12 protein-coding genes are annotated in these 15,058 nt (G+C 63.9%); 3 read left to right on the top strand and 9 right to left on the bottom strand.

Annotation, left to right across the window (positions count from 1 at the left end):
* Nucleotides 1-166 precede the first annotated feature (166 nt).
* Nucleotides 167-1,090 carry an NADP-dependent oxidoreductase gene (locus OEG82_RS09630; RefSeq protein WP_267612228.1) on the top strand — a complete coding sequence of 308 codons (924 nt, stop codon included), beginning with the start codon at nucleotides 167-169 and terminating at the stop codon, nucleotides 1,088-1,090.
* Between the two features lie 324 nt (nucleotides 1,091-1,414).
* Nucleotides 1,415-2,353, top strand: coding sequence for a DUF808 domain-containing protein (locus tag OEG82_RS09625; protein WP_267612227.1), 939 nt, complete (start codon nucleotides 1,415-1,417; stop codon nucleotides 2,351-2,353).
* A gap of 61 nt (nucleotides 2,354-2,414) precedes the next feature.
* Here the strand turns inward: OEG82_RS09625 and OEG82_RS09620 are convergent, their stop codons facing one another.
* Both OEG82_RS09620 and OEG82_RS09615 read right to left on the bottom strand, forming a co-directional pair.
* The gene (locus OEG82_RS09620) at nucleotides 2,415-5,603 is read right to left on the bottom strand and encodes an efflux RND transporter permease subunit (protein WP_425497571.1); all 3,189 of its coding nucleotides are present in this window, start codon (nucleotides 5,601-5,603) and stop codon (nucleotides 2,415-2,417) included.
* Nucleotides 5,600-6,823, bottom strand: a complete 1,224-nt coding sequence (locus OEG82_RS09615) for an efflux RND transporter periplasmic adaptor subunit (protein ID WP_267612226.1) — start codon at nucleotides 6,821-6,823, stop codon at nucleotides 5,600-5,602. Before OEG82_RS09615 ends, OEG82_RS09620 begins: the two co-directional genes overlap by 4 nt.
* 390 nt (nucleotides 6,824-7,213) lie before the next feature.
* Between OEG82_RS09615 and idi the strand changes: the two genes are divergently transcribed.
* Nucleotides 7,214-7,732 carry an isopentenyl-diphosphate delta-isomerase gene (idi, locus tag OEG82_RS09610; RefSeq protein ID WP_267612225.1) on the top strand — a complete coding sequence of 173 codons (519 nt, stop codon included), beginning with the start codon at nucleotides 7,214-7,216 and terminating at the stop codon, nucleotides 7,730-7,732.
* 26 nt (nucleotides 7,733-7,758) lie between these two features.
* On the opposite strand, the gene OEG82_RS09605 is transcribed toward idi, so the two are convergent.
* From OEG82_RS09605 to kce, 7 genes are all read right to left on the bottom strand, one after another.
* Complete coding sequence (locus tag OEG82_RS09605; protein WP_267612224.1) at nucleotides 7,759-8,922, bottom strand: MFS transporter; 1,164 nt, start codon at nucleotides 8,920-8,922, stop codon at nucleotides 7,759-7,761.
* Between the two features lie 167 nt (nucleotides 8,923-9,089).
* Nucleotides 9,090-10,949 (bottom strand): DNA helicase RecQ, encoded by a 1,860-nt coding sequence (gene recQ / locus OEG82_RS09600; RefSeq protein ID WP_267612223.1) that lies wholly within the window; start codon nucleotides 10,947-10,949, stop codon nucleotides 9,090-9,092.
* 146 nt (nucleotides 10,950-11,095) lie between these two features.
* Nucleotides 11,096-11,443: a RidA family protein gene (locus OEG82_RS09595; RefSeq protein WP_267612222.1), complete on the bottom strand. Its 348-nt coding sequence runs from the start codon at nucleotides 11,441-11,443 to the stop codon at nucleotides 11,096-11,098.
* Nucleotides 11,440-12,567, bottom strand: a complete 1,128-nt coding sequence (locus tag OEG82_RS09590) for an NAD(P)/FAD-dependent oxidoreductase (RefSeq protein ID WP_267612221.1) — start codon at nucleotides 12,565-12,567, stop codon at nucleotides 11,440-11,442. Before OEG82_RS09590 ends, OEG82_RS09595 begins: the two co-directional genes overlap by 4 nt.
* Nucleotides 12,567-13,586, bottom strand: a complete 1,020-nt coding sequence (locus OEG82_RS09585) for a histone deacetylase family protein (RefSeq protein WP_267612220.1) — start codon at nucleotides 13,584-13,586, stop codon at nucleotides 12,567-12,569. The genes OEG82_RS09590 and OEG82_RS09585 overlap by 1 nt, the downstream gene beginning before the upstream one ends.
* Nucleotides 13,583-14,074, bottom strand: a complete 492-nt coding sequence (locus tag OEG82_RS09580) for a GNAT family N-acetyltransferase (protein ID WP_267612219.1) — start codon at nucleotides 14,072-14,074, stop codon at nucleotides 13,583-13,585. The genes OEG82_RS09585 and OEG82_RS09580 overlap by 4 nt, the downstream gene beginning before the upstream one ends.
* A complete protein-coding gene (kce, locus tag OEG82_RS09575) occupies nucleotides 14,071-14,997 on the bottom strand; it encodes a 3,5-dioxohexanoate:acetyl-CoA acetone transferase (RefSeq protein ID WP_267612218.1) in 927 nt (308 codons plus the stop codon). The genes OEG82_RS09580 and kce overlap by 4 nt, the downstream gene beginning before the upstream one ends.
* Nucleotides 14,998-15,058 lie beyond the last annotated feature (61 nt).

Raw genomic sequence — 15,058 nt, 5'->3', positions numbered from 1 at the left:
GACCCGGTAACGACGGAACCGGATCAGTCCCGGCCCCTCCCGGCGCCGCCCTTCCCCGGCGAACGGCGCCGGGCCGAGGTCCGGGGTTGAATGAACACGAGTGACGGCAGCCGCGCATCAAATGTCCGATGACGCGGCGCGGCCGGTTCACGAAAGGAATGACCGCATGAAAGCCGCCATCATCAACAATTACGCCACCGACGTCGAAATCGCAGACGTTCCGGACCCGGTTCTGGACGCGGATTCGGTGCTGATCCAGGTGCATGCCGCCAGCCTCAACCCGATCGACAACATCGTGCGCGCCGGACAGATGAAGGACATCATCCCGCTGAGTTTCCCGCATGTGATGGGCTATGACGTCTCGGGTGTTGTCAGCAAGATCGGCGCCAATGTTGCGGGCATCAAGCTGGGGGACGCGGTCTATGCCCGCCCCAACCAGGACGATGCGGGATCACTGGCGGAAGTCGCCCGCATCAAGGCCGATGAACTGGCCCTGAAGCCCGCCGGCCTCAGCCACGCCGAAGCGGCGTCGATCCCACTGGCCGGGCTGACGGCATGGCAGGCGCTGGTCGACAAGGCCGCACTCAAGGCCGGGCAGAAGATCCTGATCCATGCCGGTTCCGGCGGTGTTGGCACGCTGGCAATCCAGATCGCCAAGCATATCGGCGCCCATGTCGCCACCACCACCAGCGCCGGCAATGCCGATCTGGTGCGCTCGCTCGGCGCCGACGAGGTGATCGATTACAGGACCGAAAACTTCGAGGACAGCGTGTCCGATTACGACGTCGTGTTCGACATGCTGGGCGGCGAAACCATGGAGCGCTCCTTCGGCGTGCTGAAAAAGGGCGGCGTCCTGGTCTCGATCAAGGGACAGGATACAAACAATCTGGCCGAAAAGCACGGCGTCCGCTTCGAATGGTTCTTCATGTCGCCCAACGGCGCGCAGCTGAGCGAACTGAGCGCCCTGATCGACAAGGGCATCGTCAAGCCGGTGATCGACAGCAGCTACGAGTTGGCCGATGTTGCTGCGGCCTATGACAAGCTTGCCGATGGCCATGCCGTGGGCAAGATCGTCGTCACTGTCAGGTAAACCGAATACCGGCGCGCGCCTCCTGGATCAGGTGCGTGGCGCCGGTGGCGCGGCCGTCCCCGCCGCGCCCGTTTCTCCCCTCGCTTTCCCCATTTCTTGCATTCAAAGCGCGGCTCCACCGCGCCTGCACCATGCAAATCTGTGGCCGAATCCGACAGGGCCTTGCCAAACGCGTATGGACTTCGCAAGTTCGCGGCCTAACTGTTGCTCGATTGGCCCCGGTTTTCGAGGGGTTGTGTGCGCCGGGCGCATCGGCTACCCGGCTGTGACCAGCGAAACCGTTGCCCCGGCTGACCGGCCGGACATGGATTGAAAGAGTGAATCATGAGCGGACTGCTTGCCCTTCTGGACGATGTCGCAGCACTGACCAAGCTGGCAGCAGCGCAACTGGATGATGTCACCGCGCAAGCCGCCAAGGTCGGCGTCAAGACAGCCGGCATCCTGATCGACGACACGGCTGTGACGCCGAAATACGTGACCGGCCTCCCGGCGGCCCGCGAATTGCCCATCGTCTGGCAGATCGCGCGGGGTTCGCTGTTCAACAAGCTGGTCATCCTGCTGCCGATTGCCATGCTGCTCAACGTCTTCGCACCCTGGCTGCTGTCACCGCTGCTGATGATCGGCGGCGGGTATCTGTGTTTTGAAGGGGCGGAAAAGATCTGGCATTTCTTCCATCCCGAACCGCTTCCCGTCTATGACGACAACCCGATCGATCATGCGCATCTGGAAAAGCAGCGGGTCGCCGGCGCGATCAAGACCGATTTCATCCTGTCGGCCGAGATCATGACGATTGCGCTGTCCTCGATCGAATCCGGCACAGTGTGGATGGAAGCCATGGTGCTGGCCGTTGTGGCCGTGGGCATCACGGCCCTCGTCTATGGCAGCGTCGCCATTCTGGTCAAAGCCGACGATGTCGGCCTGAAAATGGCGCAGGGCGCCTATTTCGACGCGACGCGCAGCCTTGGCCGCGCCATCGTGCGCGGCATGCCCACCTTCATGGAAACCGTCGCTAGCATTGGCACCGCGGCGATGCTCTGGGTCGGCGGCTCGATCATCATTCACGGCCTGGAAGGTTTCGGCATCACGTTTTTCGGCCATCTGGTCGAAGATTCCTCGGCTGCCGTGCGCGAAGCCGTGGCCTTCGCCTCGGGCTTCCTCGGCTGGGCGACGGAAGCCCTGATCAGCGGTATTTTCGGCCTTGCGGTCGGCCTGGTCCTGCTCGGAGTGATCACCCTGGGCAAGCGCGTTTTCAAGCGCGGCTGAACCGGCCTCACTTCACATCAAGGGCACGCATGATCAATGCGTGCCTTTTTTTCGCAAAAGATCATTCGCCCGGAGAGAGTTCCTGCTGTCCGGCGCGACGGCTGGCCATGTGATCGGCCTCGCGCAGTTCCCTGTCGAGACGGCGTTCCTCTTCAGCCGACGGCGTGGCGAAGCGGGCCAGCAGCAGATAGGCGACGGGGGTCAGAAACAGGGTGGCGATCATGGCCAGGCCCAGGCCACCGACAATCACCCAGCCAAGCGCGACGCGGGCCTCCGCACCGGCACCGAAGGCCAGCAGCAGGGGCACCGAGCCGAGCACGGTGGAAATCATCGTCATCATCACCGGACGCAGGCGGATGTTGGAGGCTTCCTCGATCGCTTCGCGGATATCCATGCCGCTGTTGCGCAGCTGGTTGGCGAATTCGACAATCAGAATGCCGTTCTTGGCCATCACGCCGACCAGCAGCACAAGGCCGATCTGGCTGTAGACATTGAGCGACCCTCCCGTGAACGCCATGGCAAAGATGGCGCAGGCCAGCCCGAGCGGCACGGTGGAGATGATGATGAAGGCGCTGACGAAGCTTTCAAACTGGGCAGCCAGCACCAAAAGCACCACGATGATGGCGATGCCGAAGGTGATCAGCATGTCGTTGGACGACTGGTCCAGGGTTGCAGCTTCGGCGAGAGGGACGATGCGCACGCCGCCGGGCATCAGCGGCTCGGCGAGTTCGACGGCATTGGACCAGGCCTCGCCCAGCGCAAAACCGGGTGTCAGGCCGGCGGTGATCGAGACCGAACGCATCTGGCTTTCGCGCCTGAGGTCGGGGGCGACGGCTTTCTCGGTCAGCGAAGCGATGGTCGACATCGGCACGATGCGGCCATCGCCGGCCTTGAGATAGATCGACTCCAGATCGGTGGGATCATTGATCGGATTGGTGGTCGACATCAGCTTGACCGGATAGGACCGGTCCTCGATGAACACCTGCGCCACCTCGCTGCCATCGAGAAGCGCCTGCAGGGCCTGAGCAAGTCCATCGATGTCGACGCCGAGATCGGAGGCGCGGGCGCGGTCAATCTGCACCGAGATCTGCGGCTGGGTGGTTTCATAGGACAGCTGGATCTGGCTGTAGCGCGGGTCCTGCTCGAGCTTGTCGACCATCTCCTGGGCAACGTCGGCCAGTTCATCGTAATTGTTGCCGACAAAGGCGAATTGCAGGCCGTTGCCGGCGCCGCGGATGCCGAGGCTGTTGGGCTGGATGGCGAATGCCCGCAGGCCCGGCACGGTGGAGACGGCGCGGTTGAGATCCGCGACGATCTCGGCCTGGGGCCGTTCGCGCTCGCCCCAGGGTGCAAGCGCCAGCACCATGAAGCCGGAATTGGCCGAGCCGCCATTGCCGGCAATGGCAAAGATGTTCTGGACTTCGCCGCTTTCGCGCAGCGGCTCGACCAGGCGCTCGATTTCGGTCATCCGGGCGCGGGTGTAATCAAGACTGACGCCCTGGGGCGCCGAAATCCGCATCAGGGCCAGGGCCCGGTCTTCCGGCGGGGTAAGCTCCTGCGGGATCGAACCCAGCAGAGCCAGCGCCGATCCGGCGGTCAGCAGCGCAATCACCACGACGATCAGCGGTGCATCGAGCGCGCGCCGCAACAGCGCCGCATAGCCCCGCGACATGCGCTGGCCGAGGGTGACGAAGGCGCTCTGCCTGCCGCCTTCGGCGCTCATGTCGCGCCGCTTGATCAGGCGCGAAGCCAGCATTGGGCACAGGGTCAGGGCGACAACGCTGGAAATCATCACCGTAAAGGCCAGCACGAAGCCGAATTCGGTGAACAATCCGCCCGCCTGCCCCGGCAGGAACGAAATCGGGATGAAGACGGCGGCAAGCGTCGCGGTGGTGGTGATGACGGCGAAGAATACTTCCCCGGTGCCCATCACGGCCGCGGCGCGCACGCCCATGCCCTCATTGCGCTTGCGGACGATGTTTTCGAGCACGACGATGGCGTCATCGACAACCATGCCGGTGGCCAGAACCAGGGCCAGCAGGGTGAGGATGTTGACCGAGAAGCCGGCGAGCCAGATCGCGGCAAAGGCGCCGATCAGCGAGACCGGCAAGGTGACGGCCGGGATCAGCGTCGCCCGCCAGTCGCGCAGGAACAGGAAGATGATGGCGATGACGATTAGCACTGCCAGGATCAGCGTCGAGCGCACTTCGTCGATCGCGCCGCTGATGAAGGTGGCGTCATCACTGGTCACCCGGATATCGACGCCTTCGGGCAGAATGGCCTGAATGCCGCCGATGGCAGTCTTGACCCCTTGCGAGATTTCCAGGGTGTTGGAGGCGGCCTGGCGGATGATGCCGATGCCGATGCCGGTGCGGCCATTGGCGCGCAACGAGGATTCCCCCGGATTGGCGCCCAGCGTCACGGTGGCGACATCGCGGAATTTCACCCGGTCATTGATGTAGAGATTTTCAAAGCCTTCGGGCGTGGTGACATCCGCCGTGGCGCGAACCACGATGTCGGATGTCCTTGCCGTCAGAGAACCCGCCGGCACATCCAGCGCCACATTGCTCAGCGCGCTGCGAAGATCGGCAAGGGTCAGCCCGAAGGCTGCCAGCCGCGAGGGGTCGATATCGACACGGAAGACCTTCTCCCGGTCGCCATAGACATTGACGTCGGCGACACCTGGGACGGCCGCCAGCCGGTCGACCACAAGGTCCTCGACCAGGATGGTCATGTCCTGGACATCATAGCGATCCGAGGTCACCGCCAGACGCATGACCGGATCGGAATTGGCGTCGGCCTTGACGATGCGGGGATCATCGGCGCCGTCGGGCATGTTGTTGGTCACGCGACCGAGCGAATCCCTGACATCGGAGGCTGCGACATTGAGATCGGTGCTTTCGGTGAACTCGATAGTCACCCGGCTGCGCCCAAGCGTCGAGGTCGACGACATCGAGGCAACGCCGGAGACACGCGCCACCGCGCCTTCGACAACTGCAGTCAATTCGCGGTCGACGGTTTCAGGCGCGGCGCCTGAAAAGTCCGTCGTCACGGTGATCACCGGACGGTCGACATCGGGGAGTTCACGGATTTCGGCTCCGTAGAGACCGGCCAGTCCGGCGACCACGATCAGCAGGCTGATCACCATGGCCAGCACCGGCCGGCGCACCATCAGCGCCGTGCCGCCACCGGTTTCCATCGCGCCGTTGGCTTCAGACTGGTCGAGAGGGGTTTCGTCGCGCTCCGTCATGCGCCATCTCCGGCCTTTGTTGTGTCAGGCGCCATGCGTTGGGCGGTCGGTTCCTGGCCGGCGCCGGGCCTGGCCGAACCGCCAACCACGCGCACTTCGGCGCCGGGACGCACGCTCTGGACGCCTTCGGTGACCACCTCGTCGCCGGCAGCGAGATCCGCCCTGACCAGAACGGTTTCGGCATTGCGCTGTATGATGGTGACATTGACCCGGCTGGCTTCACTGTCCTGAACGCGCCAGACATAGGAGCCGGTGGAATCCCACTGGATCGCCAGCGGATCGACGGCGGGCCAGCGTTCTCCCTCGAAGCCGACAGTGACTTCGAACGACATGCCGGCGCGCAGGCTGTCATCGCTATTGGCGATGCGGGCGCGCACACGCAGGGTGCGGCTGGCCTGGTCGACGCGGTTGTCGACGGCGAAGATCTCGCCTTCGAAGACTTCTCCCGGGCGGGAAATCGCCACCGCCGTGACCTGCTTGCCGACCTGCATGCCCGAGGTGAAACGTTCGGGGACGAAGAATTCGATCAGGATCTCGCTGCGGTCATCAATGCTGGCGATTTCGCTCTGGCTGGTGACATAATCGCCGATATTGACCGCCAGAATGCCGAGCGAGCCGCTGATCGGTGCGGTCACGGTGCGGCGCGACAGATCGAGCTCGGCTTCCTTGAGCGCAACCTGGGCTGCCTCAAAGGCGTTTTGCGCCTGATCGGCCTCGACACTGGAGGCGGCGCGGCTTGCCACCAGGCTCTGCAGCCGGTCAACCTTGGCCTTGGCGTCATTGACCGTCAGCCTGGCGCGTTCGACCGCCAGTTCTTCCTCGGCGGCATCAAGCCGGATCAGCACGTCACCGCGTTCGACCTTGCCGCCCGGGCGCACCGGGATTTCGGCGATCTGGCCGGCCACGAGGGTCTTCACCGAGACCGAACGGACCGCCTGACCGGTGCCGATCGAGGTCAGCTTGTCATTGACCAGGCCCTCGCCGACCGGCGCCACGATCACCAGCGCCTCACGCGGGCCACGGCCCCTGCCCCGCCCGGCAGCGCCCGGCGCGGCGGCCGCATTGCTCTTGGCCTCACCCTCCGCCGGTGCGAAGAGTGAAATGCGCTCGAGCCCGTTGCGGGCGAGCACGTCATGGGATCCGGGGTAAAGCCAGGACCAGCCGACAAAAGCGACGGCGAGCAGCAGCAGGGAGAGCAGCAATTGTTTCCAGAGTTTCAAATTCTCATCTTTCAGATAGGCGCGGACGAAAACGGCACATGACGCGTCTCGCCGGCACGACCAGGATCCGGACCGAACATGCCGGCTGCATCAGCGGCAAATGCAGGTTGCATGCTGGAAACATAGCGCGTTGTCTGGCGAATGCACCTTACCATTTAGACAGAATTGAATTTTGTCAAAGCCGATTTTGCATCGGGATCAGGCACATCGCCGCGCTTTGGCAGCGCCGTGCGGGTCGCCAAAACACCAGTCCGCTTGCTGTGGACCGCGGCGCACCATTTACACGTCAACAGCCATTGGCAAGCGCCCGCCGGTGTGGCAGGTGCAGCAGCCAGCCGGCCAGGCCGCTGGAACGACTGCGCCCCGACGCCACGAGACAGGAGCACGGATGTGCAGCCGACACTGATACCCGCCATTGCCGCAGACGGTTCGCTCTACCCGGTCGAAAAACTCCAGGCCCATGCCGAAAAGCTGTTTCATCTTGCCGTGTCGATCTTCGTCTTCGATGGCGAACACCTGCTGATCCAGCAACGCGCCGGCTCCAAATATCACAGCGGCGGGCTGTGGGCGAACACCTGCTGCACCCATCCGCACTGGAACGAGACCGGAGAATCTTGCGCCCGGCGGCGTCTGCGCGAGGAACTCGGCTTCAGCGTTGCGCTGTCGGAGCGCCGCGTGGTCGAATATTCCGCCGATGTCGGCAGCGGGCTGCATGAGCACGAGAAGGTAACGATGTATGTCGGCACCGCAGACCGGATGAGTCTTGCCGTCACGCCCAACCCCGACGAGGTCGAGGCCACGCGCTGGATCAGCCGTGATCAGCTTCACGCCGAGATCGCCAGCCATCCGCACCGGTTCACGCCCTGGTTCCGGATCTATGCCGAGCGCTATCCCGAACTGGTTTTCTGACGCCGGCCGGTATCGGTCCCGCGGTTTCAGTCGCTCGGATCGGGCCCGCGCATTCTGAGCGAGACTTGCACCATGGCGATCGCCAGCACCGAGAGCGCCACACAGATCCAGAAGGCGTTGACGCCGATCATGCCGAAGGCCACGCCGAAGCCGGCGACGACGAGAATGGAAAATCCCTGCATCATGACGCCGAACAGGCTCTGCGCCTCGGCCGAGATGTCTTCGCTGGTGCGCTTGTTGATGAAATAGAGGCAGCCGAGATAGGCGAAGGTGAAGGTGACCGCCTGGCCGAGCTGCATCAGCACGATGACGGCCAGCGGCGGCGACTGGGTCATGCCGATCCAGCGGGCGATCGCCACAACGCCGGCAATCAGAATCAGCACACGGGCGGGAAAGCGGGTGTTGATCCGCTTCCAGGCAAACATGGTGGCGGCCTCGGCGGCCGCGCCCAGTGCGATCAGGACCCCGATCACCGGTTCGGAGAGGCCCTGCTGTTTCCACACCAGCGAGGAAAATGCGTTCATGACCATGTGATTGGCAAACAGGATGGCGCCGGCGATCACCGGCAGCAGAACCCAGGGCTGAAACGCCGCCATCACCTCGCGTGAGAGCAGCCTGCCCTCCGGCATCGTGCGCGGACGCTCGGCATCGCGCAGTTTCGGCAGGCCGGTGGCCGCCCAGAACCGCATTCCGCAGGCAATCGCAAACAGCCAGACAAAGGAGGACGCGCCGAACCAGAGGATAAGATAGCCGGTGGCAAAGCACATCAGCAAGAAGCCGACCGTGCCCCAGGCGCGGGTGGTGCCGAAGGAGAATCCGAGGCGCATCGACAGCCGCAGCGTCGCGGCATCCGCCACCGGACTGACCAGCCCGGCCGGCAGAACGGCTATGGTCCAGACCAGCAGGATCATCCAGAACCCTTCAGCCAGGCCCAGAAGCAGCGAACACACCGCGGCCAGGCCGGTGCCGAGCATGATCGCCTGTTTCCAGTCCGAGGCGCGGTCGGCAAGCCGACCGACAAAGACCGAGAACAACAGCATGCCGGCCATCGGCAGCGTGTTGATCACGCCGATGCCGGCGTCAGAGATGCCGCGCTCATTGAGCCAGATCGGCAGATAGGTGATGGTGACCGCCGGCGCCAGAAACGCCAGGGCATAATAGCGGGTCGCCGCAAGTTCCGGTTTTGCCATTCGGGGACAGCCTTGAAACAGCCCGGCCCAATGTCCGGAAGGATGATCTCAGGCTTATGTCCTTCGGCCTGTCGCGGCTGCGGGTCAAGTTCTATTGACCGAAACAGGGTTGACGGGTGCGCCTGCCGGGTTCAGGCAGTCATGAACCTGGCGTCACATGACCGGTTCTAGCGCTGATGCGCAAGGATGACCTTCAGGAAGGCATCGCCATAGCGTTCCAGCTTTGACTGGCCGACGCCGGAGACGCCGAGCATTTCCTCGTGGTCCGACGGACGGTCGGTGGCAAATGCCACCAGTGTGGTGTCGGGAAACACCACATAGGGTGGCACCGACAATTCCTTGGCGATCGTCATACGGGCGGCGCGCAAGGCTTCGAACAGCTCGATATCGGCCTCTTCCAGCGCGGATTTGGCGCTGGCGGAACTTGGCGACGCGCCGCGGGCGGATTTGCCCGACACCGGAGGATCCTTGCGAAACCGCATTTCGCGTTCGCGCTTGAACACGGCGCGGGCCGCCTCTTCCAGTTTCAGTGCGCCAAAGGCCTGGTGATCGACGCTGACCAGTCCGGCGGCGAGCAGTTGCCGGTAGACCGACTGCCAGGTTTTTGCAGGAATTTCCTTGCCGGCTCCGAACACAGGCATGTCGACATGGCCGAAACGGGTGGTCTTGTCGTTCTCGTTGCCGAGCAGCACGTCGATGAGATGGCCGGTGCCGAAACGCTCGCCGGTGCGGTAGACGGCCGCAAGCGCCTTGATGGCCGCGTCGGTGCCGTCCCAGGTCTCGACCGGCTTGAGACAGGTGTCGCAATTGCCGCAATTGCCCGGATGCGCCTCGCCGAAATGGGACAGGATTGCCTGCCGGCGGCAACCGGCGGTTTCGCAGATGCCGAGCAGCGCATTGAGCTTGGCGCGCTCGACCCGCTTGATGTCGTCGCCCGAGCCGCCGCTGTCGATCATCCGCCCGCGCTGGATGACATCGGCCATGCCATAGGCCATCCAGGCATCCGACGGCAGCCCGTCGCGGCCGGCGCGCCCGGTCTCCTGGTAATAGGCCTCGACGGAGCCGGGCAGATCGAGATGGGCGACATAGCGCACATTCGGCTTGTCGATGCCCATGCCGAAGGCGACGGTGGCAACCAGGCAAAGCCCCTCTTCCTTGAGGAAGGCATCCTGATGGGCATCGCGCATGCCGCGATCCATGCCGGCATGATAGGCCTTGGCCCTTATGCCCTGCTTGTTGAGCCATTCGGCGGTGTCATCGACCTTGGCGCGCGACAGGCAATAGACGATGCCACTCGAACCCTTGTGGCGGCCAAGAAAGCGCAGCAATTGCTGGCGCGGCTGGTCCCGGCCGACGATCTCATAGGCGATGTTGGGGCGGTCGAAGGAGGTGGTGAAGACCTCCGCCGAGCGCAGCGCCAGCTTGTCGATGATATCTTCGCGGGTATGCGGATCGGCAGTCGCCGTCAGCGCCATGCGCGGCACGCCGGGATAGGCCTCGCCGAGATGGCCGAGCTCACGGTATTCGGGGCGGAAATCATGCCCCCATTGCGAGACGCAATGGGCTTCGTCGATGGCAAACAGCGCGATCTTCGCATTGCCGATCATGTCCTTGAAGCCCGAGGTGACGATCCGCTCCGGGGTCACATAAAGAAGATCGAGCTCGTTGCTGGCGATGGCGCTGCGCACATCCATGAATTCCTCGCGGGTGAGCGAGGAATTCAGCGCTGCGGCGCGCACACCCAATTGCTTGAGCGCTTCGACCTGGTCGCGCATCAGCGCTATCAAAGGCGAGACGACAATGCCGACGCCTTCGCGGCACAGCGCCGGGATCTGGAAGCACAGCGACTTGCCCGCGCCGGTGGGAAACAGAACCACCGCGTCGCCTCCCGAGATCACCTGGTCAACCACAGCCGCCTGTTTGCCGCGAAACGCCGAATAGCCATAGACCTGCTTGAGCAGGGCAAGCGGGTCTTGCGCCGCCTTGCGGTCGAAGCTGGGCTCGATACGGGTACTGGACTGCGGCATGGAATCGCTTTCGTGGCAAGATGCGGACTTATCGCACAATCACGGTGCCACAGGCGAGTGATAACGGCCCGCCGCAGCAGCGACGGGCCGTTTCCATTGCGTAGTGTGTGGAACTGAGACCGATCAGATCCTGTCAGGCATCGGGCTCAAACGGCAGCGATGCAGAGGATTTCGACCTTGTAGTCCGGTGTCGCCAGTTTCGATTCTCCGGCAGCGCGCGCAGGTGTGTGGCCCTGCGGCACCCAGGCATCCCAGACAGCATTCATCTCGGCGAAATCATCCATCGAGGACATCCAGATGGTGGTCTGCAGGATCTTCGTCTTGTCGGACCCGACTTCCGCCAGCAGGCGATCGACATTGGCGAGGATTTCCTGGGTCTGCTGGGTGACGCTGGCGCCGGCGGCGCCGACCTGGCCGGCGAGATAGACGACGCCGCCATGGACAACGGCCTGGCTCATGCGCGGGCCGGTTTCAATGCGTTTGATATCACTCATGTCTTGTGTCCTTGTTGAGAATTCAGTGCCGCGCGTCGCGGGCTCAGCGCATCTACCACGGCATGGCCCAGCGGCGACAGACGCCCCAGGCACAAATCGGCTGCCAATTGCGACAGCGCCGGCGCGGTCTGCATGCCGTAGCCGCCCTGCCCGGCCAGCCAGAAGAAACCGTCTGCATCGGCTGCAAAGCCGACCACCGGAGAGCGGTCGGGGGCGAATGTCCGCATCCCGGCCCAGGAATGCTCGACCCGCGTCACCGGAATGGTTACCGCCTGTTCGAACCGGTGCAGCCCTTCGGCGATCACCATGTCGTCGGCCCAGACATCATGCGGCTCGACCGGATCTTCCTCGGCCGGAGAGATCATCAGCTTGCCTGCCTCGGGCTTGGCGTACCATTTGTCTCCAGCATTGGCGAACAGAGGCCAGCGGGTGATGTCGTGGCCTTCGGGCGCAGGGATGAGGGCTGCCGAGCGGCGCAGCGGCCGCAGACCGACAGGGCGGACACCGGCCATTTCGGCCAGCGAATCGGCCCAGCCGCCGGCGGCATTGATGACGATAGGCGCGGAGAACTCTCCCGCCGGCGTGACCACGGTCCAGATGCCGTTCTGGCGGGACACAGATTGCACCGGCGCGCCGGTGATGACCTGGCCGCGGTGGCGGCGCAGCTTGCGGGCAAAGCCCTGCAGCATGCGGTCGACATCGATGTCCTGTGCATCCCATTCGATCGCGGCAGCCGCAATCGCCTCGCCCCTGAGGATCGGCACCAGTTCCAGCGCCTGTTGCGCCGACAGGCGTTCGATGCCTTCGCTGCCGTCGAGATAGGCGTCGAACAGCGCCATGTCGTCGTCGGTGGCCACCAGCATCTCGCCCCGCGGTGACAGCAGGCTCGATTCCGAGACATCACCGGGCGCGGCCAGGAACGGCGCCGATGCGGCGTTGAGCGCGCGCAGGACCGTGTTGCCATAATTGCGGATGAAGACCGCCGCCGAACGTCCGGTGGAGTGATGGCCGATCACCGGTTCGGCTTCGAGAACGGTGACCTTCGCGTCGGGCGCCAAACGCGCCGCAGCACTGATGCCGGCGATGCCTGCGCCGATCACCAGAATGTCCGATTGTGAGGGCATTATTTTCCGTATCCGTTGAGAAAACTGGTCAGGTTGTCGCCGAGATCGGCGGACAGGTATCCGCCTTCCTGCACGATCACCGCTGGAAGGTCCAGTCCGGATATTGCCCCGGCAATTCTGGCAAAGCCGGGTGTCGTGATGCTGAATCCGTGGAACGGATCGTTCTCGTGGGCGTCGAGTCCCAGCGCCAGCACCAGCACATCGGCGCCGAAACTGCGGATCCGGTTCAGGGCCACATCCAGTGCTGCCAGATAGTTCTCATCATCGGTGCCCCGCGGCAGCGGCAGGTTGAGATTGTATCCCCGCCCCTCGCCCTCACCGCGTTCTTCGGCATGGCCCCAGAAGAACGGATAAAACCGTGCCGGGTCGGCATGCAGCGACACCGTCAGCACATCCTTGCACTGATAGAAAATGCCTTGCGTGCCATTGCCGTGATGCACATCGACATCGAGGATCGCCGGACGCCGGCCGGCCCGCAGCAACGCCTGGGCGGCAATGGCGGAATTGTTGAGAAAGCAGAACCCGCCGGCCAGATCGCCAAAGGCATGGTGGCCCGGAGGGCGGCACAGGGCATAGGCCGCGGCTTCACCGGCAAGCACGCTGTCGGCGGCGCTCAATGCGGTTTGCGCCGACCAATAGGCCGATTGCCAGGTGCCGGCGGCGATCGGACAGGAGGTGTCGGCCTGATGAAAGCCGGCCTGGCCGGAGGCGGATTTCGGATAGCTGGCGGTGCGCCGGTCGGGGTGGATATTGGGGATCACCTCATCCGAGGCGCCCTCGGTGCGGATCCAGCGGCTGTGAATGGTTTCGAGAAAGGTCAGATATTCGGGCGAGTGGATTTCGGCGATCGGGCCCAACCCATGGTCTGTGGGCGCGATCAGATTGCAATTGGCGGCGCTTGCGCCACGGCTCAATTCGGCGATGCGCTGCGGCTGTTCCGGATTGGCTGAAACCCGCCCATTGGCCATGAAATGTTTCGGATCATGCGCGCGCTGGCGCTCGTCAAAAAAGGCCTTCATGATGGGTCTCCCAAGGATTTCACGGCCTCACCTGCCAGTGTCATGTACTGTGTTTCCGAATAGGCCACGAAGCCCAGGCGCTCGTAAAAGCTGCGCGCCCGGGGATTGGAATGATAGACATTGAGCCGGATGAAGCCGGCGTCCCACTCCGCGGCCCCGGCATCGCGGACGGCCGCGAGAAGCCGGACGCCGAGCTGCTGTCCGCGCACCGACTGCGCGACCCAGAGATCGGAGACATAGACGCCCACTGCGCCCAGAGCGGTGGAGAAAAACGGCGAATAGGCCGCCACGCCGACGACGGCGCCGTCTTCGGTTTCAGCCAGCAGAGTTTGAAACACCGGCGATTTGCCGAAGCCGAAGCGGGCGATATCGGCATCCGTGGCGCAATGCTCGTCGCCCATGTCGGCGGACAATTGCGCCAGCGCCTGATTGACCGCTGCGGCATCCTCGACCACCGCCTTGCGGATGCTGATCTTCCGGGTTTTCAAAACGCCACTCCCTGCCTGCCCTTGAGCCCGAGCATGGCGCGGGCCTCATCCGGTGTCGCCACCACACGGCCGATATCTTCGACGATGCCGCGCACCAGTTCCACCTGTTCGGCATTGGATTTGGCCAGTTGTCCATGGGCGATGTAGAGATTGTCCTCCAGCCCCACCCGGACATGGCCGCCCATTTCGGCGCCGCGCCTTGCCATCGCCATCTGCTGGCGGCCGGCGGCAAGCACCGAGAAGGTGTAGTCGTCGCCAAACAAACTGTCGGCTGTCTGCTTGAGATGCGCCAGATGGCTTGGGTCGGCTGCAATGCCGCCGAGCACTCCCATGACGAACTGGATGAAGATCGGCGCTGCAATCAGGCCGCGATCGACGAAATGCTTCAGCATATGGAGATGGCCGACATCATAGCACTCGAACTCGAAGCGGGCGCCGCGCTCCTGCCCCATCAGCGTGAGAACACGTTCGATGTCGCGCGGGGTGTTCTTGAACACCAGGTCGTCGGAATTGCGCAAAAACGGCTCTTCCCAGTCGTGCAGCCATTCGGTGCGCTTGGCCAGCATCGGATAGAGTGCGAAATTCATCGTGCCCATGTTGAGCGAGCACATCTCCGGCGCGGCGGCCAGGGGACCGGCAAGGCGGTCCTCGATCGTCATCACCGCGCTGCCGCCGGTGGTCAGGTTCACCACCGCATCGGTCTCGGCCTTGATGGCCGGCAAAAACCCCATGTAGTGCTCGACCCGCGCCGATGGCCGGCCATTGTCCGGATCGCGGGCATGCAGATGCAGGATCGCCGCCCCGGCCTCGGCCGCGGCAATGGCCTGCTCGGTGATCTGCGCCGCGGTGACCGGCAGAAAAGGCGACATTGACGGCGTGTGAATAGAGCCGGTTATGGCGCAGGAAATGATGATTTTGGACATGCTTGATCCTGTCAGACCGCTGCCGCGGCGACCGTGATGGTGGCCGGAACCGGGCCGGGGT

The sequence above is a fragment of the Hoeflea ulvae genome (assembly GCF_026619435.1).
In the GTDB taxonomy this organism is placed as follows: Bacteria; Pseudomonadota; Alphaproteobacteria; order Rhizobiales; family Rhizobiaceae; genus Hoeflea; species Hoeflea ulvae.
The sequence above is the reverse complement of the archived record's forward strand: the minus strand, read 5'-3'. Positions and strand labels throughout refer to the sequence as shown.

Coding starts and splice junctions, on each gene's coding strand:
- OEG82_RS09630 (WP_267612228.1), top strand. CDS start 167: ATGAAAGCCGCCATCATCAACAATTACGCCACCGACGTCGAAATCGCA.
- OEG82_RS09625 (WP_267612227.1), top strand. CDS start 1,415: ATGAGCGGACTGCTTGCCCTTCTGGACGATGTCGCAGCACTGACCAAG.
- OEG82_RS09620 (WP_425497571.1), bottom strand. CDS start 5,603: ATGACGGAGCGCGACGAAACCCCTCTCGACCAGTCTGAAGCCAACGGC.
- OEG82_RS09605 (WP_267612224.1), bottom strand. CDS start 8,922: ATGGCAAAACCGGAACTTGCGGCGACCCGCTATTATGCCCTGGCGTTT.
- recQ (WP_267612223.1), bottom strand. CDS start 10,949: ATGCCGCAGTCCAGTACCCGTATCGAGCCCAGCTTCGACCGCAAGGCG.
- OEG82_RS09595 (WP_267612222.1), bottom strand. CDS start 11,443: ATGAGTGATATCAAACGCATTGAAACCGGCCCGCGCATGAGCCAGGCC.
- OEG82_RS09590 (WP_267612221.1), bottom strand. CDS start 12,567: ATGCCCTCACAATCGGACATTCTGGTGATCGGCGCAGGCATCGCCGGC.
- OEG82_RS09585 (WP_267612220.1), bottom strand. CDS start 13,586: ATGAAGGCCTTTTTTGACGAGCGCCAGCGCGCGCATGATCCGAAACAT.
- kce (WP_267612218.1), bottom strand. CDS start 14,997: ATGTCCAAAATCATCATTTCCTGCGCCATAACCGGCTCTATTCACACG.